The organism is Meiothermus sp. QL-1 (assembly GCF_003351145.1).
Taxonomy (GTDB): Bacteria; Deinococcota; Deinococci; order Deinococcales; family Thermaceae; genus Meiothermus.
This window is the reverse complement of the sequence record NZ_QQSV01000004.1, coordinates 21195-45409: the sequence shown is the minus strand read 5'-3', so window position 1 is coordinate 45409 and position 24215 is coordinate 21195. Positions and strand designations below refer to the sequence as shown.

The window sequence follows — 24215 nt, the reverse complement described above, 5'->3', positions numbered from 1 at the left end:
TACGCTATCAACAGTATTGGCGCTACTCCAGCGGCACCTCGATTACGTTGCCCAGACTCGAGAGGGGCCGGTCGAACTGGCGCTTGTCCCCCACCACCACGATGACGAAGGCTTCCGGGCGCACGTACTGCTGCATCACCCGCTGCAAATCGGCTGGGGTGGCGGCCTGGATCTGGCGCACGTACTGTTCGTAGTAGTCGGGGGGCAGGCCCAGCATCCGGGTGCGGGCGATGCGCTCGGCCACCGCCTGGCGGGAGGTGAAGCGGAAGACCTCGGCGTTGAGAATGTTGTTGCGGAAGAGCTCGAGCTCCTCCTGGCTCACCGGGCGCTCCCGCAGGTCGCGGAACTGGGCCAGCATGAGCTCGATGACCTCGGCGGTCTTCTCCACCCGCGAGATGGAGGCCCCGTAGAAGAAGCCCGGCCAGCCAAAGCCCTGCGACTGGGCCCCACCGGTGGCGTAGGCCAGCCCCCGCTTGGTGCGCACCTCCAGGAAGAGCCGGCTGTTGAAGCCGTCGCCCAGGATGCGGCTCAGGAGGTCGAGCTCGCTGTAGCCAGGGGCGAAGGCCGTCACGGTGGGGAGGCCCATGTAGATGACGCTCTGGTTGGTCTCCTTTTGCAGGAAGTAGATGGCGGGCCTGGGGGTTGGGGGAGGAAAGCTGGGCAGGCTCACCTCGCCCCGCCGCCAGCCGGCCAGGGCCCGCTCGAGCCGGCCCACCATCTCGGGGATGCGGAAGTCGCCGGTAATGGCCAGGATGGCGTTGTTGGGCTTGAAGAAGCGCTGGTGGAAGGCCAGGAGGTCGTCGCGGCTGATGGCCCGCACCGAGGCTGCGCTGCTGATGCGCCCGGCGGGGTGGCCCTCGTTGATCCGGCGCACGAACTCCCGCACCGCAATCTGGGTAGGCTGGTCGTTGCGGCGGCGGATGGCCTCCAAAGCGCGGCCCTTTTCCAGCTCGAGCCGCTCTGGGGCAAAACGGGGCCGCACCAGCACATCGGCCCAAATCTGCAGGACCTGGTCCAGGTTCTCGCTCAGGGTTTCAAAGGCCACCGAGGTAAACAGGCTGTCGCTCGAGACGCTCACGCTGGCCGCCAGGGTTTCTAGAATCTCGTCCACTTGGTCGGGGCTCCGCTCGCCCGCCCCCCCGGTGCGCATCACCGCGGCGAAGATGCCGGTCAGGCCCACCTTGTCGTCGGGCTCGTAGATGGAGCCAGCCCGGATGTAAACGCGGCCCGAAACGAAAGGCAGTCTCCGATCCTCCATAAGGAGGACCCGGAGGCCGTTGGTGAGCGTGACCTCGAAGGGCCGGAAGGGGGTGGGTTGGATGCGGGGGAACTGCATCTTGAAGGGGTCGGGCCAGTCGGCCGGCACCCCGAGCCCCTGGGCAAACCCCAGCGAGAGCCCAACCCAAAGCATCCAAAGCGCTCTCATCGGCTACCTCCTTTGGTAACCAGGGTGGCTACGGTGCGGTTCTCGGGCGTGAAGTACTTGCGGGCCACCTGCTGGATTTCCTCCGCGGTGATGGTGTTGTAGATAGCCTCCTCCTCAAAGATGCGCTGGTAGCCGCCAAAGAAGAGCTCGTAGAAGGCTAGCGTCTGGGCCAGGCCCGGTCCGCCCTGCAACACCCTCAGGTAAGCGGCGCGGGTCTGGTTGCGCACCTTTTGCAGCTCCTGGGGGCTCACGGGCTCGTTCTTGAGCCGCTCGAGCTCCTCGTAGATGAGCCGCTCCAGGTCTGCGGTGGTGCGCGGTGCGCGGGGTTGGGCCGAGATAACAAACAGGTTGGGGTAGCGGAAGCCCGGCGAGGCCGAGCTGGAACTCACGTTCAGCGCAGCTTGCTCCTGGATCACCAACCGGCGGAAGAGGCGGCTGGTACGCCCCTCGGTCAGGATGGCGTCAATCATGTCCATCACGTAGGCGTCGCGGTTGGGGTAGGTGGGCTTGTGGAAGCCAATCCGCAGGGCTGGCTGGGCGTTGTACTCGAGGGTCACCCGCCGCTCGGCGGTCTGGGGTGGCTCGGTGGGGATGTTCAGGTTGGGCCGCTCCGGGCCCCTCGGGACCACGCCCATGTAGCGGCGCACAAGCTGGATGTCCCGCTCAGGCTCCACATCTCCTACCAGCACCAGCACTGCCCGGTTGGGGTGGTAGTGGGTCCTCCAAAACTCCAGGGCCTTGTCCACCCGGTAGCCCAGGATTTCCTCCCGGCTGCCAATCAGGGGCCGGCCATAGGGGTGTACCTGGAAGGCCGCGCGCAAAAAGACCTCGGTCAGGGCCCCGTTGGGGTCATTCTCGTTGCGCTGGCGGCGTTCTTCCAGCACCACGTCTACTTCTTCGTAGAAGCTGCGGAAGACCGCGTTCATCATGACGTCGGCATAGACCCGGAGATATAGCTCCAGCCGGTTCGAGGGCAGTGAGACCCGGTAGTCGGTGCGGTCGTAACCGGTGGAGGCGTTTAACCCCTGCTCGCCGTTGTTGGTGAAAAGCTGGTCGATGGGGTTGGGCAAAGCCAGCTTCTGGGCTTCCTCGCGGGCCTTGTTGAAGGCCTGGGTAAGCCGCTCGATCTCCGCCTGGGGGGCTCCTCTGGCAATGGCCTGGTCGAGCTCGGCGCGGGCTTTGTCAATGGCCTCTAGGGCGGCTTTTTCCTTTGGCCAGTCCAGGCTCCCGATGCTGGGCGTGCCCTTGAAGGCCATGTGCTCGACCATGTGGGCGATGCCTCCCAGGCCTGGTGCCTCGTCCACGCCGCCCACATCGAACATCAGGTTGAAGTGGATGACTGGGGCGGTCTTATCGGGCACCATCAGCACCCGCAGGCCGTTGTCCAGGGTGTACTTGCGGATTTGCTCGCGGAGCTGCTGGGCCAGAGCTCCTGGTAGGAGCAACACCAGCAGCAAAAGCCCAACTATGCTTCTCACCTTAGCCTCCCTGTGTGAGCCTATTATGCCCTGAAGGGCCGTGCACAGCCTGAATGGGCCCACAGTTTAACGCGGCAGAACCTGAATGATGCTTTGCATAATAAAAGGCGGCAGCGGCCGGCCGGGCAAGGGGCGGCCAAGCAGCACTAGGAAGTAGGGCCCAGGTTTGGGAAACAGCACCACCCCCTCCACGCGGCCCGTGCGGGGGTTGAATTGCATTCGTATCTGGGCATCGGGCTGTACTCGAGCGCTAACCTGCCCTTGGTAAAACATCAAGGTGCAAAAACAGTCACGGGGGTTGAAGTGTTTTCCGCCAATGCGGATGTACTCAATCCAAGCCACGGTGGGCACGCCAGCGCGAGGTGGGGCGTCGTTGGGTTCGAAATCCACCTGTCCTTCCACATATCCCCCGCTACCCTGAAAGGGGTGGGCTAGTGCCAGCCCAAACCACAACACTAAGGCGAGCCACTGGTAGTAGAGCACACCCAATACCCTACAAAAAATTCCCAAAGCGGGCAGGTCCATCCCCACGCGTGTGGGGACTACGTTGGGCACCCCTGCCTGCCTACCGGTCAGGACGGTCCATCCCCACGCGTGTGGGGACTACACAAGGCCGGGCTTCGTGTGGGCATGGGGGGGCGGTCCATCCCCACGCGTGTGGGGACTACTATAACCCGGGCCTCGAGGCCCTGGCGCTTCACGGTCCATCCCCACGCGTGTGGGGACTACGCGAGCTGTTGCAGGCCAGGGAGTACCGCTACTGGTCCATCCCCACGCGTGTGGGGACTACGGCTAGGTTGATTAGCTCAATGATTCTGCCCTCGGTCCATCCCCACGCGTGTGGGGACTACCCCGGGGTCGTGGTCGGGCCTTTGCAGAGCTGCGGTCCATCCCCACGCGTGTGGGGACTACTGCCAGGCGTGCGGCCGCCCTTGCAGGAGGGCGGTCCATCCCCACGCGTGTGGGGACTACGTGTTGGTTCGGCACGACCGGGCCGTGGCCCAATGGTCCATCCCCACGCGTGTGGGGACTACGCCTTTGTCGGCCCGGTCGGCCCGGCCGAGGGCGGTCCATCCCCACGCGTGTGGGGACTACGGCCTGGGTAGCCAGTTGCCGCAGGTCCAGCGCGGTCCATCCCCACGCGTGTGGGGACTACGAGGTGAGCCCTCAGGATGCGGTATACCTCGGAGGTCCATCCCCACGCGTGTGGGGACTACACGGACAGGCGGAGGGGATGTTGGCGGAGGTTCGGTCCATCCCCACGCGTGTGGGGACTACTGGGACTGGTTTTCTCTTTATTGCCCTACTCAGGGTCCATCCCCACGCGTGTGGGGACTACGCGGGGCCGACCGGGGCGATATGCGGGACGCGCGGTCCATCCCCACGCGTGTGGGGACTACGGATGGTCGCGGTTGGTTTGGGGCCCCATGCCCGGTCCATCCCCACGCGTGTGGGGACTACTATAACTGATTTTTCTCTAGCCGCGAATACCCCGGTCCATCCCCACGCGTGTGGGGACTACGGCCAAATCGCGTCCCCGACGGCCTCCGACCGCGGTCCATCCCCACGCGTGTGGGGACTACGAGCTTGTCGAGCACTGGTCTGCCGGGGCAAGAGGTCCATCCCCACGCGTGTGGGGACTACTGCCCAGCGTGCCCCACAGCCGCTCGGCGTAGAGGTCCATCCCCACGCGTGTGGGGACTACCAACCTGGCGGCCATCCAAGCGCTGCCGAGGGCGGTCCATCCCCACGCGTGTGGGGACTACAGCCAGGGTTGGAGTGCTTTCCCCGCCCTATTCGGTCCATCCCCACGCGTGTGGGGACTACTCCCGGCGCGGGTGCAGGCGGTCGCTAACGAGAGGTCCATCCCCACGCGTGTGGGGACTACGGACGCGGCATCTATCGTTGATTTCCCCTGACCCGGTCCATCCCCACGCGTGTGGGGACTACGCCATGGACGAGAGAAAAACCGCAGACGCGAGGAGGTCCATCCCCACGCGTGTGGGGACTACGTCCAGGCAGTGCGGGCTGAACCAGATGGTCTCCGGTCCATCCCCACGCGTGTGGGGACTACCTCACCCGTTTACAGCTCGTCCAGAGAGACATAGGTCCATCCCCACGCGTGTGGGGACTACGCAAAGTAACGGGAGAAGACCAACTATCGAAGCCGGTCCATCCCCACGCGTGTGGGGACTACCCAAAACAGAGGAGGAGCGAAATGACGGAAATCGGTCCATCCCCACGCGTGTGGGGACTACGATGAGCACGTGCGGCTACGCTATGAGGATGCCGGTCCATCCCCACGCGTGTGGGGACTACATGCGAAGGCGCGGCAAAGGGGGCGGAAGCGTCGGTCCATCCCCACGCGTGTGGGGACTACGCCGAGGGCTCGTTGACTAGTTGCGGTTGAGGCGGTCCATCCCCACGCGTGTGGGGACTACTATTCTTCTTAAACACCACGCCGGGGGCCAGCCGGTCCATCCCCACGCGTGTGGGGACTACCCATACCGGCACGATTGAGGACCCGTAGCCCAAGGTCCATCCCCACGCGTGTGGGGACTACTCGCTCGCTCTAGAGAGCTTTACGAGCGAGCGAGGTCCATCCCCACGCGTGTGGGGACTACTGTTGCAGCCGGAAGTTAATCTGGTGCGCAACCGGTCCATCCCCACGCGTGTGGGGACTACTGGTGGCCAGTCTCAACATCGCTGCCGCTGCGCGGTCCATCCCCACGCGTGTGGGGACTACGAGAAGCAGGAGCTCTACGAGCAGAACGTTGACCGGTCCATCCCCACGCGTGTGGGGACTACGACGATGGCGAGATGCCTACCATGGCCGATATACGGTCCATCCCCACGCGTGTGGGGACTACTCGAGCCGAGCACGAGACCGCTCGAGCCGAGCACGGTCCATCCCCACGCGTGTGGGGACTACGTGGCCGCCCAGATGTGCGATGAGGTCCAGGGCGGTCCATCCCCACGCGTGTGGGGACTACTAGGTGGGCCCTCAGAATGCGATACACGTCGCTGGTCCATCCCCACGCGTGTGGGGACTACACTGCTCCTCCTTGCGGGTTGCCAGGACCAGGCGGTCCATCCCCACGCGTGTGGGGACTACTTGGGCCACGCTCATAACAGGCGTTCTGGGGACGGTCCATCCCCACGCGTGTGGGGACTACGGTGGTGAGTGGTGCTGAAAACGGCCAGGCGCAGCGGTCCATCCCCACGCGTGTGGGGACTACCTTGCCCACCGGCGGGAGGAGGAGGACGGTTTCGGTCCATCCCCACGCGTGTGGGGACTACGGGCCCTTAGGATGCGGTATACCTCGGACTTCCGGTCCATCCCCACGCGTGTGGGGACTACGCGGAGCATCCAGCGGGCCCCCGACGAGGTCGCGGTCCATCCCCACGCGTGTGGGGACTACGGGAAGGTCAATCTCGCCGGCGGCCTCGCCCGCGGTCCATCCCCACGCGTGTGGGGACTACGGCAACTCCTTACCCCGACTGAGCCGGATTGCCCGGTCCATCCCCACGCGTGTGGGGACTACGGCAAGACCATTGCGCGCGCCCTCGAGGAGGACGGTCCATCCCCACGCGTGTGGGGACTACAGGGGTTTATGCTCATGCTCATCGGCAAAATCCGGTCCATCCCCACGCGTGTGGGGACTACGGGTTCGGGCCCTACAGCATACAGCCGGGCCAGCGGTCCATCCCCACGCGTGTGGGGACTACCGTGAGGGCCGCGCTGGGGGAATAGTCGATGGCGGTCCATCCCCACGCGTGTGGGGACTACGGTCGAGGTACAGGCCGGGCGACTCAGCACCCAGGTCCATCCCCACGCGTGTGGGGACTACGGAATCGGGATAACCCGCCTAGCCGCTCGGGTCGGTCCATCCCCACGCGTGTGGGGACTACCCGTCCCACGCTGACGGACTATCAGGGTTCGGCGGTCCATCCCCACGCGTGTGGGGACTACTGTGGCGGAACATTCAGGTAAGGTTTGGGCAGCGGTCCATCCCCACGCGTGTGGGGACTACAGCCCGGAGTGGCGGGAGGTAGACGACGCCCTCGGTCCATCCCCACGCGTGTGGGGACTACGCTACGGCAGCGATGGCCGATGGCTCGCCCTCTCGGTCCATCCCCACGCGTGTGGGGACTACGACGGCGAAACCGACGACGCCCAACCCGCCCCACGGTCCATCCCCACGCGTGTGGGGACTACTCGTTGAGAAAAATCATCTACAGCGCGTGGACCGGTCCATCCCCACGCGTGTGGGGACTACGGCAGGCCCTTGAGGAGAAGGTGAAGCGAAAGGCGGTCCATCCCCACGCGTGTGGGGACTACCCAGACCGCCTTCAGGCCCGGCCAGCCCCAGTCGGTCCATCCCCACGCGTGTGGGGACTACTGCCCCGCCGGCCTCGACAAACTCGGCCTCATAGGTCCATCCCCACGCGTGTGGGGACTACGCCTGGTGGCCAGGCCCTTCATCGCGCGCATCTGGTCCATCCCCACGCGTGTGGGGACTACAAATACGCCGGGTCCAGGAAGCGCGCGTCCACCGGTCCATCCCCACGCGTGTGGGGACTACATGGCCCGCCAAAAATTCGACACGTACCCGTCCGGTCCATCCCCACGCGTGTGGGGACTACCGCAACCTCTTCTATCGTCCTGGACGTGGTTTCGGTCCATCCCCACGCGTGTGGGGACTACGGGGTCGCCCCCTGAGGAGTTTCGCATTTTCCCCGGTCCATCCCCACGCGTGTGGGGACTACATGGCCCGCCAAAAATTCGACACGTACCCGTCCGGTCCATCCCCACGCGTGTGGGGACTACCGCAACCTCTTCTATCGTCCTGGACGTGGTTTCGGTCCATCCCCACGCGTGTGGGGACTACTCCACGCTACTCCCCTTGCGGCTAGGGCCCTACGGTCCATCCCCACGCGTGTGGGGACTACAATGAATCGCACCGAGGTTCTTCAACAGCGCCCGGTCCATCCCCACGCGTGTGGGGACTACATCCCCCCTGCTGCCGCGGCGGCTATAGCCCGGTCCATCCCCACGCGTGTGGGGACTACGTATGGCGTGGGGGTACAAGCGAAAACCGGAGTCGGTCCATCCCCACGCGTGTGGGGACTACGTAGCTATGGTGGACGGTTCGGGGTTCGGCAACGGTCCATCCCCACGCGTGTGGGGACTACATGCTCCCCCCCTCGATGATGCCGGGGGTCCGCGGTCCATCCCCACGCGTGTGGGGACTACACATGACCCAGACGGCAAAAATCCCCTCTGACCCCCCGCTAAGTATCTTTTTCGGAACTAGTCCGGGGTTTTCTTGTCAAGATCCCCGCGCAAGGCCTTGGACATGCGCTTTAGCTTTTCCGCCTTTTGCATGGCCTCGGCGTTGCGCACAGTTACTAACACTATACCATCAAAGTCCTGCAGGGTGCGGTCCGGGTGGTTGTGGAGCTTAAGGGAAAAGCCTTGCTCGTTATTGGTACGCCAGACCATGGCGCACCGGCCTTCCCCGGCCTTTTGCACCACTTTTTCCCACAGAAGCTCCCTCACGGTGGCGCTCAGGCGGCCCACGAATACCCCAGTGTCCACCTCCAGGAGCCAGCGGGTCAGCTCTCCCCTAAGACTCTTCGGCACTTTCTCCAGGATCATCACCACCATAGGCCACCCCGCCCTCCACCTCTCCTGCGGGGTCCCAAAGCCCTCCGGGACGGGTGGGGTCTTCTTCGTCCTCTTCCTCCTCGGGCAGGCCCAACCCCTTGAAGAGGTCCAGTAAGTCTCCCACCATGCGCTCTAAAAGACGCTCCTCCAGGATGCGTTCCCGAAGCTTCTGCCGTATGCGGCGCTCCACCTCGAGGTCTGACTCCGCCACCGTGAGAAAGGCGGCCGGCACCAGGACCTCGGTTTTGTAGAGGTCGGCCACATCGTAAACGAAGGAAAGGAGCCGGCCCACGTGGATGAAGCCCAGGGCGGGGCTAAACCCGCTGCTCACAATGGCGGCATGGGCCAGCCCATAGAGATAGGCCGCTCCAGCAGAGAGCGCCCGGTTTATCGGGTCGGAAGAGGCCCAGTTCCGGCGGTCGTAGCTCCGGCCGTGCCAGGGTACCCCGGTCTCCTGGCTCCAGCGGGCATAGGCCGACCGTACCCGTACCCCCTCCAGCCCCCGCACCTGTTCCAGGCTGAGGTCCTTGGGCAGGGGCTCCTTGAAACGCTTTTGGTAGAGGCGGAAGACCACCTCCAGGTGGAGCTTTGGGTCGGCCCAGGCCCTGGCCTGGCGCTGGAGCCTGAGGGCGCTTCGGGTATCCCCCAGGCCCTGGGCGTAAAAGCGGGCAAAGCCCTCCCCAATCCAGGCCACCGTGCAGCCGTTGCCGGCCAGGGCCCGGATGGCCGCGTGGGTGATGCGGGTGCCGGGGCCCAGAAAGAGCACCCCCAGGGCCGCCACCGGCACCAGGGTCAGGCCCTCTTGGGTATAGATGCCGATGCCCTGGGCCTCTTGCTCAATGAAGGCGTGCTCCACGTAGAGGTAGGAGAGCCCATCCCGGAACTTGGGTAGCTCCTTGAGGTTGCGGGTGTTGGGCACCGGTGGCATGAAGCCTCCTACGGCCTGAGGGAAAGCAGGCCAAGCCCCAGGGCCTTTCCGGGCCCGATGCCCCTGGAGAGGGCCTGGAGGGCCTCCTCTGGGTTCACCACTTTCAGCGTGCCTTCAAAGAGCACCGCCTGCACCTGAATGAGGTGGCCAGACTTGCGCACTTCCAGAAAGTTATCTTGGAGGATGCGAACCATGGGCCCTTCTTCCTCGTTCGTGTGGAGGCGGAAGCCCCCTTCCGCCAGCTTGCGCTCAAGCCAGGAGATTTTCTCCGCGGGCGTCTTGAGGGCCACCCTTTCCCCCCGGTCTTTGGCCCGCTTGCTGGGGTTGGCGCGGAGGCGGAAGCGCAACACCTGGCCTTCCTGCAAAACGGGGTTGAAGGGCTTAGGGGGAAAGACCTCGGCGTAGTCCTTTTCCAGAACGCTCCAGTCGGGCTCGGTGAGGGTCTGGACCAGGACCACGGGGGCTTCCAGGCCCCGGGTGGGCTCGAGGCGCCAAAGGAGCCGCTCCTTCCCCTCCTTTAGGGCCTGGGACACCGCTTTGGAGAGGGTGCGGTGCATCTGGTAGGGGTTGGCCAGGTCCCTGCGGGCGGCTTTGGAGCGCAGGTTGAGCACCAGCTTGCTAACCCACATGGGCTTCCTCCCTGAGGGGAACCTCCTCCTTGCCAAGGAGTTTTTCCTCCACGTACCTGGCCCCAAAGCGCCGCTCGGCGAAGGGGGCAATGGGCTGGTCGTACACCAGGCGGCCTTGCTCCGCCTCGAGGACCAGAAGCAGGTCCTCCTTGGGCCTTTGGGGGAACAGGTAGGGGTAGGCGCGGAGGGCTATTTCCAGGGGTTCTTCCCGCAGGCCATCGGGGAGGTAGGGGGGTGGGCTGGGCGCGTACCCCTTGCGCCCCAGGTAAAGGGCAAACCTGGGGTTGAGGAGCGCCTGGTGGGCCCCTTTCAGCAGACCCGCGTCCCCTTCCAGGCCCACCAGGAAGGCAGCGTCCGAAAGGTAGTACCGCCAGCTCTGCACGTCTCGGGTTTTGCTCTGTTCTGAGTTCAGGACCCCCTGGGCGGTCTGGTAATCCACCTTGAGCACGCCCCTCCGGTCCACCCGCACCCCCATGCGCAGGGCGGCCAGGTCGGAGATGTCTTCCTTGCGGTCCCGGCCCAAGGCGGCGGCCAAAAGCCCCAAGACCCCGCTCTTGGTGGGGTAGGGCCAGGTATCCCGGTAGTCAAAGCGGCTCCGGGTGCCCCAGGACTGCATGGGACCCTGGAGTCTAAGGAGAAGGGTAGGCATACATTGCCTCCTCCTTACCCTAATAGGTCTTGCAGGGCCTTTTCTACGTCCGCTTTGAGGTCAGCCAGGCTCTCCACCACTTTCAGGCTGCCCGTATTCCCTTCCGTGAGGTTCAGGGCCCCCTTCCACTCAGGCTTCAGGGGGCCAAAGACCCGGTCAAACTTCTCCCACTCCTTGACCAAGGCCTCCACCGAAAGGGCGGAAAGGGGTTTGTCCTCCTGGGGGCGGATGGGGCGCTCAAAGGCCGTGGCCAGGTTCCGGGGCAGGCCCTTCCCGGCGCGGAAGGCCAGGAAGAGGGGGGGGTTGTGGGCAGCAAAGCTGTTTTGCTTGCCGGTGGGCAGGGTGAGGGCGAAGGCTTCCAGGAAGGCCAGGGTGCCCTTGAGGGCCAGGTCTTTGTCCCCTTGGAGGTTTTCCAGGAGCTTCTCCAGGTTCACCACGGCGTAGCGGTACAGGGTGGCGGAGTAGAACTCCACATCCCCCATCATCCCCGCCCCGGTTTCCTCCTTGGGGTTGAGGTCGTCCACAGCGGTGTAGAAGTCAAACTCCCGGTCCACCTTGTGGGTGGAGATGGCGTGGGCCACCTGGGCGGCGGCGTCCACCCCCAGCTCGGGCCGGTCGGCCAGCATGCGGCCAAAGAGGGCCAGATCTACGGCCTTGCCTCCGTTCAGAATACCTTCCAAGTCATTAAACAACTGCTTCTTTGTCTTGTCTGAAAGGGCATCCCTCAGAAGCACTGCGAGCTCACGCTGAACAAGATCAGCCAATTTCTCTACTTCTACATTGCCTACGAAAAGCAGGTACGAAGTTTGCTCTGGCTCGTCCTTCTTGAAGAAGGAACCATCCTTCTTTTTCAACACCTCCAAAAGCTTCTTCGAGGCTATGAGTGCATCGTCCTCCGTTATTCCTCGGCTTTTCAAAATCGGCACGAGGCTTTCTCTTATCAACCTTTGGGTCCTTACAGCTAGGTCAGTGGGGCTAAACTGCCCAACGAGTCCATCTCTAAAAGCCACCCGCACCGCCCGCTTCTGGGCCTGGCTGGAGATGCGGGCCCGGCGGTACCCGCCAAAGAGGGCGTCCTTGGGGCTTCCCGTGTCGTCCCGGTTCAGGTTGCTGGGGGCCACGGTCTGGATTACGTGCACTTCCACAAGCTTCATGCCACCACCTCCTTTTCCTCCTCTACGCTTTCCTTGCCGTAGAACTCTTTGGCCCAACGGGCCTGTACCCTGCGCTCTGGCTGGAACCAATCCAGAAGGTCTTCCAGGAGCCTGGCGAAGTCCAGGCTCCCCTCCACCAGGCCCACCGCCTGCCGCAAACGGAAGGCCAGTTGGTCCCGGTCGGCATCTAGCAGGGCTTGGAAGCGCCGCTCCAGGCTGTCTGAGCCCCGGGCCTCCATGGCCTCCCGCAGGGCGCGGGCCAGGGTACGCCCCTCCTGGTGCTTCCCTTCCTTCAGGGCATAGAGGGCCGCCACCAAGTAGTGGGCTTCTCGTTTCCAATCCTCTTCCTCTTTTTCCTTCTGCACAAAGGGCTCCACATAGGGCATGGCCGGGGGATAGGCACCTGGGTCAAAGGCCAGGCTACGCTTTAGGGCGGCCCGAGCAGGCGTCCAGGCCTTCTGCTCCTTGAGTTTTTCCAGCCAATCCAAAAACGCTTTTCCCCTCACCTTCCCACCTCCTCATAGCGCTGCCAGAGCAGCCCCTAGGGTTTCTTCCCCCCGGACCAGGGCCTTGAGGTGCCGGGCCTGGGTGCCCAGGGAGCGGCGGGTTTCTTCCCAGGCGCGGCGGGCGGCCTTCTTGAGTTCTTCCCGCCAAAGGTCCATGGCCCCGGGGTGGTTCAGGGCCTCGAGGAACCGGGGAAAACTCCCGTCCAGCTCGGCCCAGTAAAGGCGCAGGAGGGGAAGGGAGTTCCTGAAAGCCTGAAGCTGGCGTCGGTCGTCGGTGCCCAGAACCTCCTGGGCCAGACGCCACGCGGCGGTTTGGAGCCGCTGGCCCAGTTCTTCCGCCAGCTCCAAAGCCCTCTGCAGAAGGGCTTCTCCCTTGGGGGAAATGAGACCGGGGGGCAGGGGGTAGACCTCCCGCCGGATGTCCAGCATCTTGGCCAGGCCTGAGACCTGACCCAGGACCCGGATACTGGGTATAAGCTTCACCTCCGTGGCCACCTGGGCGGCGTGGGAAAGCGCCGCGGGCCAGCTTCCCCCAGCCCCGGGCAGCATGGCGCCGAAGTCGCGCCAGAAGCTCTTTTCCATGCTGAGGCGCAAGGTGAGGATCTGCCCGGTCTTGTTTTTCTGGCGGTAGGCCACCATGGGGTCCCGCCAACCCACGTCTTGGGGCATGACCCCAGGCCCGTAGGCCATAAAGCGCACGCCATTCCCCTGGTCCAGAAGCCGCACCCCCCGGGCAGGCCAGGTGTAGACCCGGGCGGCGCCCTCCAGAGGCCATTGGGTGGCGTAGCCCTCCACATCTTTGGTGCATAGGGGGGGTTGTTCCCAGATGGGCTTTCCCGGGTCCCTTTGGGGCACCAGGTTCAGCACCAGGGTTTCAAAAAGGTTTCTCCCGGTGACCAGGAAAGCCGCGGGCCGGGCCAGGGGGGCGTCCTTGGCCGCAGGCACATCCAGGCGCCACAACGACTCTCCTGGGGCAAAGGTCTGGTGCACCACCAGGGCCCGGGCCGCCTGGGCGTAGGAGGCGGTGGGCGGGTTGCTGTTCAGGGTGTGGTCAAAGAGGGTGGGGTTGTTGCCGTTGGAAAGCTCGGGAAGAAGCTTGCTCCAAGGGAGAGGGTCCTGGTCGGGAAGGTCTGCGATTTGCAGGAAGGGGGTGGTGTCGTGGAAGAGGAAAAAGCGGTCCTGGTGGGTGTTCAGGTAGGCGTCTAGTCCCCCTCGGTCAAATCCGCCCTTTCCCAGGAGGTCCAGGGCCTCGTCCAGGTCCCTTGGCGGTGCCGCGCGGTAGAGGACAGCCAGCAAAAGGCGGTGCAGGGCCGCCTCCTCCAGGGGGGAGGGGGTTTCTATGCGCTCTATGGAAGTGGCCCTGAACAACGCCTCTCGGAGGCTCACCTCCCGTACCTGGCCCCCCTCCAGCACCGGGATCCAGGGTTCCTCTAGCAGGTTAAACTTGGCCAAGCGCTCCACCTCCTTTTCCTCGCAGGGTAGCACCCTAAGCCGACAACCCCTGACGGATTTAACCCCGCCTGTACACCACCCCTAGCTCCGGGTCCAGCTCCACCCCAAGGGTGCCCCCTTCCTTCAGAGGGAAGAATTGACCCACCTCCAGAGGCCGCAAGCCCCGCAGGAGGCCGCTTTTGCGCCAGGCGGAGGGTGGCTCCTTTTCTAGGAGCACCTTGGGGATGGGAGGGCGGGAAAGCCGCACCGCACGCCGCCAGAGGGCCAGCACCTCCTCCTTGGAAAGCTCCCCTTTGAGCCTGGCGGGGTGCCGGCCGTAGGGGTCAAGGAAATGGCCATCCCCTACCTTGTAGAGGGGCACCACGGCCACGCTGGGGTCCCCCAGGCGGGTGAGGAAGCGCTGGGTGCGCTCGTCCTCGGCCTCGTCGTCTAGGCGGAATGCAACCGGTAGGTCAGAGGCCTCGGTCTGGCTGAGGAGCCCTTCCAGCTCCCACAGCGCCAGGTTTTTTGCGGTTTTCTCCTCCCCTTGCTGGCGTTCTGCCAGCCTCTTATGGGCTTCCTGGGCGCGCTTTTGCAAGTTTTGGGGGAAGTCTTGGGGGCTTCGGCCATAGACCTCCTCCAGGAGGCCCTCGAGGTCCTTCGGCACCTCCAGCATCTTCCTTTCCCCCAGGGAAAGCCAGGTGGAGAGGAGAACGTAGTCCTCATAGACCCGGTTCCAGTGGAGCTCCCCCCCAAACTCGGGTTCCCCTTCCAGGCCGCCCACCAGCAGGCAGGCTTCCTGGAGATGCCCTGGTCTTGCCCGGGGGTGGCGGTGGAGCCGGCCTGCCCGCTGGAAGAGGAGGTCTATGGGGGCCAGGTCGGTGTAGAGCAGGTCAAAGTCCAGGTCCAGGCTCTGCTCCGCCACCTGGGTGGCCACCAGGATGGCCCGCTCTGGCCTGGGCCCGTGCTTGCCAAAGAGGGCCAGGGCCACCCCTTCCCTCAGGGCCCGCTCCTCGGCGGGGAAGCGGGCGTGGAGGAGGAAGACCAGGGTGCCGTCTTCTAGGCGCTTGCCCACTATGGCCTCCCCCTTTTCCTCCCGCAGGGCATGGAGGTCCTGCCAGGGACCTTCCTCGGGCCCCTGGCCCAGGTGGTCTAGGAGTTCGGCCAGGGTGAGCCTCTTTCCTTCCCCCAGGGCCTGGTAGAGGGCCTGGGCCCGGTCCACGGTGTTCACGATGGCTCCCAGGGCTCCGGGGAGGCCGCCCTTCAGGGCTTCCGCCAGGGAAGAGGGTTTCACCGGAGCGGCTTCTATACGGAGCGCCTTGGAGCTTTCTGGGGGTAGCCCACAGGCCCCAAGAAGCCTCCCTTCTGAGAAGGCCGCCGCCCGGGGATAAGGGGGAAGGCCGGTTTCCGCCACCCCCCAGGCGGCCAGGAGCTCCTTGCGCTTGGCCTTGGGCAAGGTAGCGGTCATGAGCACCACGCTGGAACCCAGGGCGCGGAGCCAGCGGAGGAGGGCCTTGAGGAGGCCCGAGGTGTAGGTGTCGTAGGCGTGCACCTCGTCCAGCACCACCACCCGGTTCATGAGGCCCCAGAGGCGGATGAAGTGGTGCTTGACCTTGAGCACCCCCAAAAGGGCCTGGTCCAGGGTGCCCACCCCGTGCCCCGAGAGCATGGCCCGCTTTTTGGCGGAGAACCAGGCGGAGGCCACCACGGCCCCCTCTTCCTCGTATACCTGCTGGGGCCGGGCCCGCTCCAGAAGCGCCTCATAGGCCGGGTTCAGGGGGGCGGCCCCGTGCTGGAGCTGTAGGTCCAGGGGGGCTTGGGTTCCCAACTTCTCTAAAAACCCCTTCACCCGGGGGAAGAGGCCGTTGGCCGTGGCCTGGGTGGGCAGGGCCACGTAGAGGCCCCGGTGCGCAAGCCGGCCTTGCAGGAGGTGGTAGGCGAAGAGGGCAGCTTCCGTCTTGCCCAGGCCCATGGGGGCCTCCACCAGGAGCAACACTGGCTCCTGAACGCCCTCCAAAAGTTCAGACACCTTCCGCTGGAGGGGGTTGGGGGGGAAAGGAAAAAGTTCCTGGAAGGTTTTGGGGGATGATGGCACGGGAGAGGGCCAGGGAAGGGCGTCCAAGGCCTTCCTGGCCCGGTCTAGGGCTTCCTTCCAGTAATCCCAGCTTAGGGGGTGGGGCCGGTTAGCGTAGGGGAAGAAGCTGGCGTCTGAGGCAATCCAGTCGGCGAAGGAGGCCAAGGCCATGACCCGCAGGATGGCTGCGGGGGAGGGGTTGTGGTCCGAGGGGAGCTTCTGGCAGGGGGTGCCTAGGGCTTGGTGAAGGCGCTCCACCAGGAAGCGCCGGACCTCATCCCAGCCTTCTGGTTCGCAGGCCACGTGGTCCCTGCCTTTGTCAAGCTCGTTGGCTTGGGCCTGGAAGCCGTGGTGGGCCCCCAGGCCTTGGGCGATTTGCCTGGCGGCCCTGCGGGAGAAGCCCAGCTTCTTGAGCACTTCCTTCAGGTAGAGCTCGGTGAACACCCCGTGGGCCACCCAGCTTTCCTTTACCAGTTCCTCGTCCCAGGTGAGGCCCTGGGCCTTAAGCCTCTTTGCCCCTTCGGGCCAGGCCGCCTGGAAGACGGGGCTGGCCTTGCCCAGGTCGTGAAGGCCGGCAAGGAAAGCCGCCAGCCTCTTGGCCTCCTCTTCCGGTAGGCCCCAGTCCTGGGCATAAAGGTGTCGCGTGCGCTCGGGTTCCCGCTCCAGGATGGCCAGGGCCACCGCGGCCGTGTCCAGCATGTGGGCCAGGAGGGGGTGGTAGGGGTCCCCGCTTTTGGCCCAGAGGGCTATGGCTAGGTTTTCCATAGGCTCCATATAACCTTCTTAGCGCGTCAAATCTTGTCGCGAAGGGCGGCAATCTGCTGGGCCTCCTGCAGCCATCTTTGGCGCAGGTTTTCCGGCTCCAGCACCTCTACCCGGGCCCCCCAGCTCTGCACCCAGGAGAGGAGCTCCAGGGGGAAGTTCTGGCTGTCGGTGCCCGCGGTAATCACCACCTCTAGCCGGCCGTCGGGGTGCTTGTGGTGGATGCGCAGGTTGGGATAACCCCCTTCCTCGATGCGGTAGGCGGCTTCGGGGCGGAACAGGAGGCGTACCTCTACCGGCTGGCCCCCACTGCTGCCCACCACCCCCCAGGCATTCGACAGATAAGCCCGGGGGTCGAAGTCCTTGGGGATGGTATAGGCTCCGGGCTCTCCCACCAGCCGCAGCCGGCGCATCCGGCTCAGCTTGTAGGTGCGCAGGGCCTTGTGGTGGTTGCGTTCGTAGCCTATGACATACATACCCAGGTTGGTGCGGGAGACCTCGAGGAAGTAGACCTCGATGAGGTTTTTCCGGGGCCGCCCCGAGCCGCCCGGTTTCAGGTAGTCGAACTCGAGGAGCTGCTGCTTGAACCAGGCCTCGGCCACCCTGGCCATGGCCAGCCCCTGGTCCTGGTAGGCCAGACTGCGGTGCTGGAGGTCCTGGGTGCTCTTGAGGGCCAGCTCCTGGACGGGCATGGGCAGCCGCCGGGCCAGCTTGTTCAGCGCTGAGAGGTAGGTGGGCTCGTAGCCGGGGGTGTGGTGGTAGAGGAGCCGCAGGGCGCTGTGGGTGACCAGGGCCTCCACCGGGCTCAGCTCCTCCTTCTGCATAAGCTGGTAGCGGGGCGAGCGCCCATCCCGCATTACCTCTATCGCACCGAGCTCTTCGATGTAGCGCAAGGCGGTGCGCTTGTTAACCCCAAGCAACCGGGCCAGCTCGAGGGCCGTGTAGGGCCGGACCAGCAGGAGTTCGCGGGCCTCCAGCAGGTGCTGGGCCTTTTGGTGGTGGGCGCTTTTGCGGAGCATATTCGACGGGCTCTAGTTTAGGCCTGGCCCGTCTACAGGTCGTCGAAAGCTGCTCGGACCGCTTTTTGCTTGCAGATAACTTGCCAAACCCTGGCTCAACAAAGGGAGCCTCGAGCCCGTTACTCCAGCTCGCAGAGGAGTTCTTCGCGGCGCTCCTGGACCCAGTTGGAGAAGATGCCCTCCAGAAATTTTCCACGCCGCCTCACCTGGGGGTCGTGCAGGTCGTAGATCCACTGGGCCCGGGGGTCGAGGCGGTAGGTGCCTCCCCGGGCCTCCACGCTCTGCGCCCAGCCGAGCGCCTCCCGGAGCCGCCCGAGGTGGGGCCAGATGGCCCGGCGGGCCTTCTGGCGGTCGGTCTCCTCGGGGAAGAGGTGGTCCATCAGCGCATCCAAAGTGCTCTCGCCTCCGTGCTCCAGCAGCAGCACCAGGATCTCAGCGGCCCGGCTGGTGGGACTCAGGGGAACCTCCCGGCCGTTCACCCGGACCTGCAGCACCCCGCTCGCCTGCACCTCCACCACCAGGGCTTCTTTTCGGGGCTCTTGGGGTTCCAGATACCCCTGCTGTTCGGCCAGGGTGAACAGGGCTTCCAGACAGGGCTTTTCTTCCCGAATCCACGGTTGCTGCCAGTCAATTTCGCCCAGCAGAGCGGCCAGAGTTTTGGGCTGGCCCTTTTGGCGGGCCAGCTCGGCCCGGGCCAGAAGGGCTTTCATGGCGCTTTTCCGGTCGATTTGGCGGGCCTGGCCCAGAGCGACCTCGGCACTTTCCAGGTCGCCCAGCATCAGGTGGGCGAGGGCGATGTCCACATAGAGGTAATCGGCAGGTTCAGCCGCGTGGGCCTGCCAGAACTGGGCCAGGGCTTCGCTGGGCCGCTTCATGAGGCGCAGTGTGAAGCCCATGCCCCAGTGGGCCTCCCGGCGGTCGTCGGCCTCGGAGGCGGCCTTGGCGGCGGCCCGGTAGCTGTGCAGGGCCCGCTCCCACTCGCCCATCACCCGCCGCGTAGCGGCCAGGCCGCACAGGGCTCGGGCCCGGAAGGCTGCGGCCTCCTTGCGCCGGCTGAGCTCCACCGCCTGCAGCAGGTGGTGCTCGGCCTCCTCAGGCCGGCTGTGCAGCACGGTGATGCCCAGGCTGTGGTGGGCCCAGGCCTGGTAGTAAGGGTCTGCCTCCAGGTAGGCCAGCGCCTCGGCCCAGAGGCTGCGGGCCTGGGCGAGGTGGCCCTCCTGGTGGAGGTGGTAGGCCCACTCGATCAGGCATCGGCCCAGGGAAGCTCCTTGGAGATGGGCTCTGGCCGCCTCAAAGCCCTGCTGCCAGCCCGGCCGGTTCAAGCGGGCCAGCGCACTCGCCCGGTAGCGCAGCCACAGGCCCAGGTGGCTGGGCTCAAGGTCGCCCCGTATCTCTTCCAGCAGCCCCAGGGCCTCCTCGTAGCGCTGGACCTGGAGGAGGGCCCAGCTTCGGTACAGCATGAACTGGGCCCGCTCGGGAGGAGAAAGGGCGGGGTGGGGGGTTCGGGTCAGCTCGAGCAGCTCGGAATGCATCCGGGCCTGGTTCAGCGCCTGGGCGTAAAGCACGCTAGCGCGGGGGTGCGCCTCAAGGAAGGCAGGGGGTAGGACAGCGAAGCCCTCCCTGGCCACCCGCACGGCGTCCTCGTAGTTTTTACAGCTTCGCAACAGGCCTTCCAGGAAAGGGACCACCCTGTCGGGATGGTTTTCCAGGAGGGCCTCCAGGCTAAGGCGAATCTCCTCGGTGCGGCCCAGGCGCATCCCTCGCTATATTAGCTCCCAGGACAGCACTTGGGCCCATCGAATGCCTCCAGCGGGCTGAAACCAAAAAACAGGCCTAAGATAAGACCCCCCGCCGCGGCCAAGAGCAGGCGTACAACGGGCTTCACGCGGGCCAGTTTGCGGCCCTAGCGCGACAGAACCTGTCGCGGAAAGTCCTGTATTCGGTGGGGCGCCCGGGAGGATTCGAACCCCCGGGGGACGGGGCCAAGGCTAACTGCCCTCGAGGGGGGCCAGGGGGATAAAGGGCTCCAAAAGGTGCTCCAGCAGGGCCAGGTGCGCCTCCTTGCCCTCCCTCAGAAACCTCGCCTTCACCTCCTTCCCCCGGGCCAGGAGGTAGCGGGCCACCTCCCCTGCTTCCCGGGGGTGTGTCCTGGCCGCCATCCTGAGGGGCGGAAGGAGGTCCTGAAAGGGGCGCTCCCAAGGAGCCCAGTCCAGATTGGCGTGGGCCAGGTACTCCCAGACGAAGGCGGCCCGCCTTCGGGCCACCAGGAGGGGGTGGTAGGGGTAGAGGAGGCGGCCTTCCCCTTCAAGCCAGGTGCGAAAGCTCTGGGGTAAGGGCCAAGGCCACCGCCTTCCGGCCACCTCTCGGGCCAAAGCCAGGGACCCCTCTGCCCCCTCCGGGTAGAGGTAGAGGGCCAAGAGGGTGGCCAAGCCCCCGTAGAAGTCCAACTCCGCCTCCAGGAGGGGGGCCTTTGCCAGCTCCTTCCAGAACGCCTCGAGGTCAGGAATGCGGGGCAAGGGAGGAGGGAGCTCCAGCCAATCCTGGGTACGCAGGGGAACGACCCGGGGGGCCCGCTTGCCCATGTGCACCAGCAGGTTAGCGCGGGCACCAGGGGAAACTTTCCTCCCATAGGCCTCCGCGTGGAGGAGGAAGGCCTCCATTCAGTCGGGCCAATACTCCACGCCCCGGAGGAAGGGCGGGTAGGTCAGGGCCTCCTCGAAGAAGCGGCGCACGCTCCCCCACCCGCACCCCTTTCGCCAAGCCGCTTCCAAGAGGTTGGAGAGGTCAAGCCAGTCATCGCACCAGAAGACCAGAAGGTCCTCGTTCCGCGACTCCTGGGTCTCCCCCTCCTCGAGGGGCTTCTCGTGAAGGTCCTTGTAGAAGCCCCAGAGGCTCCAAAGCCATGACAGGGTCCTAGAACAGCCCAACTCCCAAAAACGGGAACGGTGAGAGTACCAAGGGATGCCCACCACGCACCTCCCAAAACCACGCCCTGCCCCCTGCTGGGGCCGCATTCCCCTCCCCAAAGCGCCTCAGAAAAACGCTTCAGGCCTCGAGGGGTATTCGCTTGAACGGCATGGCCTCAGGGTAGCAGACCCTCAAGCGGGAGGCAATAGAAGGAGGGCAGGGGGCCATAATGAGAAGGCGCGGGAGGAGGAGGATGGCCAAGCGCTCCACCAGGGGAACCGGCACGGTCTTCTTTGGAGAGGAAGGGCTGGATAGCCCAGATCACCGTGGGCCACGACCCGGCCACAGGCAAGACCTGCAAACGCACCCGCTCTTCGGGGTGTTCCCCGGGAACGCGGGCAACCGCCACACCTACAGGAGCTTCCTTCTGGCCAACAGTGGCGCGCCCGGGAGGATTCGAACCCCCGACCTACCGCTTAGAAGGCGGCTGCTCTATCCGCTGAGCTACGGGCGCAGGCAGACCCGAAGGTCCGCGAACAGTTTAAGTGACCCCGCGGCGCCTTTGTCAAACAGGCCTAGCGGCCCACGCTCTGCTTCAGCGCCGCTTCGCGCAGCTCCCGCCGGAGCACCTTGCCCACCGCGCTCTTGGGCAGCTCGCTTCTGAACTCGTAGATGCGCGGTACCTTGTAGGCTGCAAGGTTGGCGCGGCAGTGGCGGTCCAGCTCCTCCACGGTGAGGTTTACCCCGGGCTTGGGCACCACAAAGGCCGCCACCGTCTCCCCTCTGTAGGCATCGGGCACCCCCACCACCGCGGCCTCGGCCACCCCGGGGTGGGCGAAGAGCACCTCCTCCACCTCCCGCGGGTAGATGTTGTAGCCCCCGGCGATGATCATGTCCTTCTTGCGGTCTACGATGTAGAAGTAGCCGTCTTCATCCATACGGGCCATGTCGCCGGTGAGGAGCCAGTCGATTTTGATGGTCTTCTGGGTCTCCTCTGGGCGCTGCCAGTAACCGAGCATTACGTTGGGCCCCCGCACGGCCAGCTCGCCCACCTCGCCCGGGGGCAGCTCGTTGAGGTTTTCGTCCAGAATCTTGGCATCCACACCGGGCATGGGGATGCCGATGCTGCCCATCTTGCGCTCCCCGAAAAGGGGGTTGCAGTGGGTGCAGGGGGCGGCCTCGGTCAGACCGTAGCCCTCCACCAGCTTGCCCCCTGTGAGCTCCTCGAATTTTTTGGCCACCTCCACCGGGAGGGCCGCCGAACCCGAGATGCAGATGCGCACCGAGCCCACCTTGCGTTTTTCGATGCCGGGAAAGTTGATGAAGCCGATGTAGAGGGTGGGCACCCCGGGGAAGTGGGTGACCCCGTGCTTCTCGATGGCCTCGATGCAGGGCTTGACCTCGGGGCGGGGCAGCAGCACGATTTTGTAGCCCGCGGCCAGGCCGTAGTTCATGGCCACGGTCATGCCGTAGACGTGGAAGAAGGGGATGGCCCCCAGCATCACCCCCTTGCCCTCGAGCTCCTTCACCTCATCCCCGCCCCAGGCCATGCTCTGGTAGGTGTTGGCCACCAGGTTGCGGTGGGTGAGCATAGCCCCTTTGGCCACCCCAGTGGTGCCCCCGGTGTACTGCAGCAGGGCCAGGTCATCGGGCCTGGCTGGGTGGGGCTCGGCCAGGGGGCTGGCGGCTCGGAGGGCCTTTTTGAAGTCCAGCCGTTTGGGGTGGGCGGGTAGGTTGACCCAGCGCTTTTCCCGGCGGGCCTTGAGGGGGAAGAGCAGGTTCTTGGGGAAGGGCAGGTAGTCCTGGATGCCGGTGGTGTAGACCCGCTTAACCGGCACCTCGTGCTCTATCTCGGCGTAGCGAGGCCAGAGCATGTCCAGGATTACCAGGGTCTCGGCCCCGGCGTCCGAAAGCTGGTGGCGCAGCTCGCGCGGGGTGTAGAGGGGGTTTACGTTCACGCAGACCCCCCCGGCCACCAGGGTGCCGTAGAAGGCGATGACGAATTGGGGGGAGTTGGGCAGCATAATCGCTACCCGGTCGCCCGGCTGCACCCCTGCTGCCCTCAGCGCCCCAGCAAACTTCAGGACCGACTCCCAGAGGCCGCGGTAGCCCAGGGTGTAGCCCAGGAACTCCAGGGCGACATTGTCGGGGTATTTCTGGGCGCTTGCCTCCAGGATTTTCCAAAGGGGAATCTCCGGCACCTCTACATCGGCAGGTACGCCTTTATCGTAGTGTTTCAGCCAGGGTTTGCTCATAGAGAACTCCTTATCGTTTGCTCCAAGTTTAACAAAATTTGTACTTGGTTCAAGTCGGGAGCCCGGTTGACCCGCAGCGCGCCTGGTGTTTGACTGGGGGCCATGGACCTGAAGGCAACCATCGCTTCGCTCACGCCAAGCCTTATCGCCATGCGGCGCGACTTTCACCAGCATCCCGAGCTGGCCTTCCAGGAGGTGCGCACCAGCGGGAAGCTGGCCGAGTTTTTGGAGGGGCTGGGCCTCGAGGTCACCCGAGGGGTAGCCCAGACCGGGGTGGTGGCCCGGCTCAGGGGGGCCAGGCCCGGCAGGACCGTGCTGGTAAGGGCCGACATCGATGCGCTGCCCATCCAGGAAGAGTCCGGCGTGGCCTACAGCTCCAGGGTCCCTGGGGTCATGCACGCCTGCGGGCACGACGCCCACGCCGCCATCGCCGCCCATGTGGCGGCGGTGCTGGTCCAGCAGCGCGAGGAGCTGGCGGGCGAGGTGCGCTTCGTTTTCCAGCCTGCCGAGGAGATTGTGGCCGGAGCCCGGCCCATGGTGGAGGCGGGGGTGCTCGAGGGGGTGGAGCGGGTGGTGGGGCTTCACCTGGATAGCCTCCTGCCCGCAGGGATGGTGGCGGTGCGGCCAGGGCCCTCGATGGCCGCTGCCGATGCCTTCACCCTGCACCTGAGGGGCAAGGGAACCCACGCGGCCATGCCCCACCAGGGGGTGGACACCGTTTTGATGGCGGCCCAGATCATCGTAGCCCTGCAGAGCCTGGTCAGCCGGGAGACCGACCCCCTGGGGGCCGCGGTGGTCACCGTGGCCACCGTGACAGCAGGGGAGGGGGCCCACAACATCATCCCGGAGACCGCCACCCTGCGGGGCACCCTGCGCACCTTCGATTCCTCGCTGCGGGAGCGGCTGATGCGCAGAATCGAGGCCCTCTCGGAGGGCGTGGCCCGGGCCATGGGGGGGGAGGCCCGGGTGGAGTGGCGCCCCGGCTCGCCTGCGGTGGTGAACGATGCGGCCCTGGTGGAGCGCTTCCGGGCGGTGGCCAGGGAGGTGGTGGGGGAGGAGAGGCTGCGGGAAGCCCAGCCGGTGATGGGCGGGGACGATATGGCCGAGTTTTTGCAACGCCGCCCGGGGGTCTACTTCTGGTTGGGGGCGGGCAGCCCCGACCCTGCGCAGAACCGCCCCCACCACCACCCAGGCTTCTGGATCGATGAGCAGGCGCTTCCGCTGGGGGTGGAGCTTTTGGTGAGGACGGTGCATGACTTTTTGCGCTAGGCCGGCTTGATGCTTACTTGACCCAGGGAAATAAAATGTGCTCGGAGTTTAGGAGGA

The 24215-nt window shown here is 65.4% G+C and carries 17 protein-coding genes, 1 tRNA gene and 1 CRISPR repeat array; of the genes, 1 reads left to right on the top strand and 17 read right to left on the bottom strand.

Going from position 1 to position 24215, the window contains the following annotated elements; genetic code table 11:
- Nucleotides 1-22 precede the first annotated feature (22 nt).
- From DV704_RS06190 to DV704_RS06110, 17 genes are all read right to left on the bottom strand, one after another.
- Nucleotides 23-1426: a pitrilysin family protein gene (locus tag DV704_RS06190; RefSeq protein WP_199489947.1), complete on the bottom strand. Its 1404-nt coding sequence runs from the start codon at nucleotides 1424-1426 to the stop codon at nucleotides 23-25.
- Nucleotides 1423-2904: a pitrilysin family protein gene (locus tag DV704_RS06185; RefSeq protein WP_114798711.1), complete on the bottom strand. Its 1482-nt coding sequence runs from the start codon at nucleotides 2902-2904 to the stop codon at nucleotides 1423-1425. The genes DV704_RS06190 and DV704_RS06185 overlap by 4 nt, the downstream gene beginning before the upstream one ends.
- Nucleotides 2905-2970: 66 nt before the next feature.
- A complete protein-coding gene (locus DV704_RS06180; RefSeq protein ID WP_233498269.1) occupies nucleotides 2971-3387 on the bottom strand; it encodes a hypothetical protein in 417 nt (138 codons plus the stop codon).
- Nucleotides 3388-3421: 34 nt separating this feature from the next.
- Nucleotides 3422-8161: direct repeats of the CRISPR family, unit length 29 nt; unit sequence CGGTCCATCCCCACGCGTGTGGGGACTAC.
- Between the two features lie 57 nt (nucleotides 8162-8218).
- A complete protein-coding gene (cas2e, locus tag DV704_RS06175; RefSeq protein ID WP_114798709.1) occupies nucleotides 8219-8575 on the bottom strand; it encodes a type I-E CRISPR-associated endoribonuclease Cas2e in 357 nt (118 codons plus the stop codon).
- Nucleotides 8535-9503: a type I-E CRISPR-associated endonuclease Cas1e gene (gene cas1e, locus DV704_RS06170; RefSeq protein WP_114798708.1), complete on the bottom strand. Its 969-nt coding sequence runs from the start codon at nucleotides 9501-9503 to the stop codon at nucleotides 8535-8537. Before cas1e ends, cas2e begins: the two co-directional genes overlap by 41 nt.
- A gap of 8 nt (nucleotides 9504-9511) precedes the next feature.
- Nucleotides 9512-10132, bottom strand: a complete 621-nt coding sequence (cas6e, locus tag DV704_RS06165; protein ID WP_114798707.1) for a type I-E CRISPR-associated protein Cas6/Cse3/CasE — start codon at nucleotides 10130-10132, stop codon at nucleotides 9512-9514.
- Nucleotides 10122-10781 carry a type I-E CRISPR-associated protein Cas5/CasD gene (cas5e, locus tag DV704_RS06160; RefSeq protein WP_114798706.1) on the bottom strand — a complete coding sequence of 220 codons (660 nt, stop codon included), beginning with the start codon at nucleotides 10779-10781 and terminating at the stop codon, nucleotides 10122-10124. Before cas5e ends, cas6e begins: the two co-directional genes overlap by 11 nt.
- Before the next feature lie 14 nt (nucleotides 10782-10795).
- The gene (gene cas7e, locus DV704_RS06155; protein ID WP_114798705.1) at nucleotides 10796-11935 is read right to left on the bottom strand and encodes a type I-E CRISPR-associated protein Cas7/Cse4/CasC; all 1140 of its coding nucleotides are present in this window, start codon (nucleotides 11933-11935) and stop codon (nucleotides 10796-10798) included.
- Nucleotides 11932-12441, bottom strand: coding sequence for a type I-E CRISPR-associated protein Cse2/CasB (gene casB, locus DV704_RS06150; RefSeq protein WP_114798704.1), 510 nt, complete (start codon nucleotides 12439-12441; stop codon nucleotides 11932-11934). Before casB ends, cas7e begins: the two co-directional genes overlap by 4 nt.
- Nucleotides 12442-12453: 12 nt before the next feature.
- Entirely contained in the window at nucleotides 12454-13893 is a 1440-nt protein-coding gene (gene casA / locus DV704_RS06145; RefSeq protein ID WP_199489951.1) for a type I-E CRISPR-associated protein Cse1/CasA, read from the bottom strand.
- A 58-nt stretch (nucleotides 13894-13951) separates the two neighbouring features.
- On the bottom strand, nucleotides 13952-16711 hold the full coding sequence (cas3, locus tag DV704_RS06140) for a CRISPR-associated helicase Cas3' (protein ID WP_369911008.1): 2760 nt from the start codon (nucleotides 16709-16711) through the stop codon (nucleotides 13952-13954).
- A gap of 26 nt (nucleotides 16712-16737) precedes the next feature.
- Nucleotides 16738-17727 carry a YafY family protein gene (locus DV704_RS06135; protein WP_114798701.1) on the bottom strand — a complete coding sequence of 330 codons (990 nt, stop codon included), beginning with the start codon at nucleotides 17725-17727 and terminating at the stop codon, nucleotides 16738-16740.
- A 119-nt stretch (nucleotides 17728-17846) separates the two neighbouring features.
- Complete coding sequence (locus DV704_RS06130; protein WP_114798700.1) at nucleotides 17847-19484, bottom strand: helix-turn-helix domain-containing protein; 1638 nt, start codon at nucleotides 19482-19484, stop codon at nucleotides 17847-17849.
- A gap of 231 nt (nucleotides 19485-19715) precedes the next feature.
- Nucleotides 19716-20309 (bottom strand): hypothetical protein, encoded by a 594-nt coding sequence (locus tag DV704_RS06125; RefSeq protein ID WP_147279588.1) that lies wholly within the window; start codon nucleotides 20307-20309, stop codon nucleotides 19716-19718.
- A 78-nt stretch (nucleotides 20310-20387) separates the two neighbouring features.
- Entirely contained in the window at nucleotides 20388-20696 is a 309-nt protein-coding gene (locus DV704_RS06120; RefSeq protein ID WP_158539609.1) for a hypothetical protein, read from the bottom strand.
- A gap of 376 nt (nucleotides 20697-21072) precedes the next feature.
- Nucleotides 21073-21148: transfer RNA gene (locus tag DV704_RS06115), tRNA-Arg, on the bottom strand.
- Between the two features lie 61 nt (nucleotides 21149-21209).
- Nucleotides 21210-22889 (bottom strand): long-chain fatty acid--CoA ligase, encoded by a 1680-nt coding sequence (locus DV704_RS06110; protein ID WP_114798697.1) that lies wholly within the window; start codon nucleotides 22887-22889, stop codon nucleotides 21210-21212.
- A gap of 102 nt (nucleotides 22890-22991) precedes the next feature.
- Here DV704_RS06110 and DV704_RS06105 point away from each other — a divergent pair, with 102 nt between their 5' ends.
- Complete coding sequence (locus DV704_RS06105; protein ID WP_114798696.1) at nucleotides 22992-24158, top strand: M20 family metallopeptidase; 1167 nt, start codon at nucleotides 22992-22994, stop codon at nucleotides 24156-24158.
- Nucleotides 24159-24215: the final 57 nt, after the last annotated feature.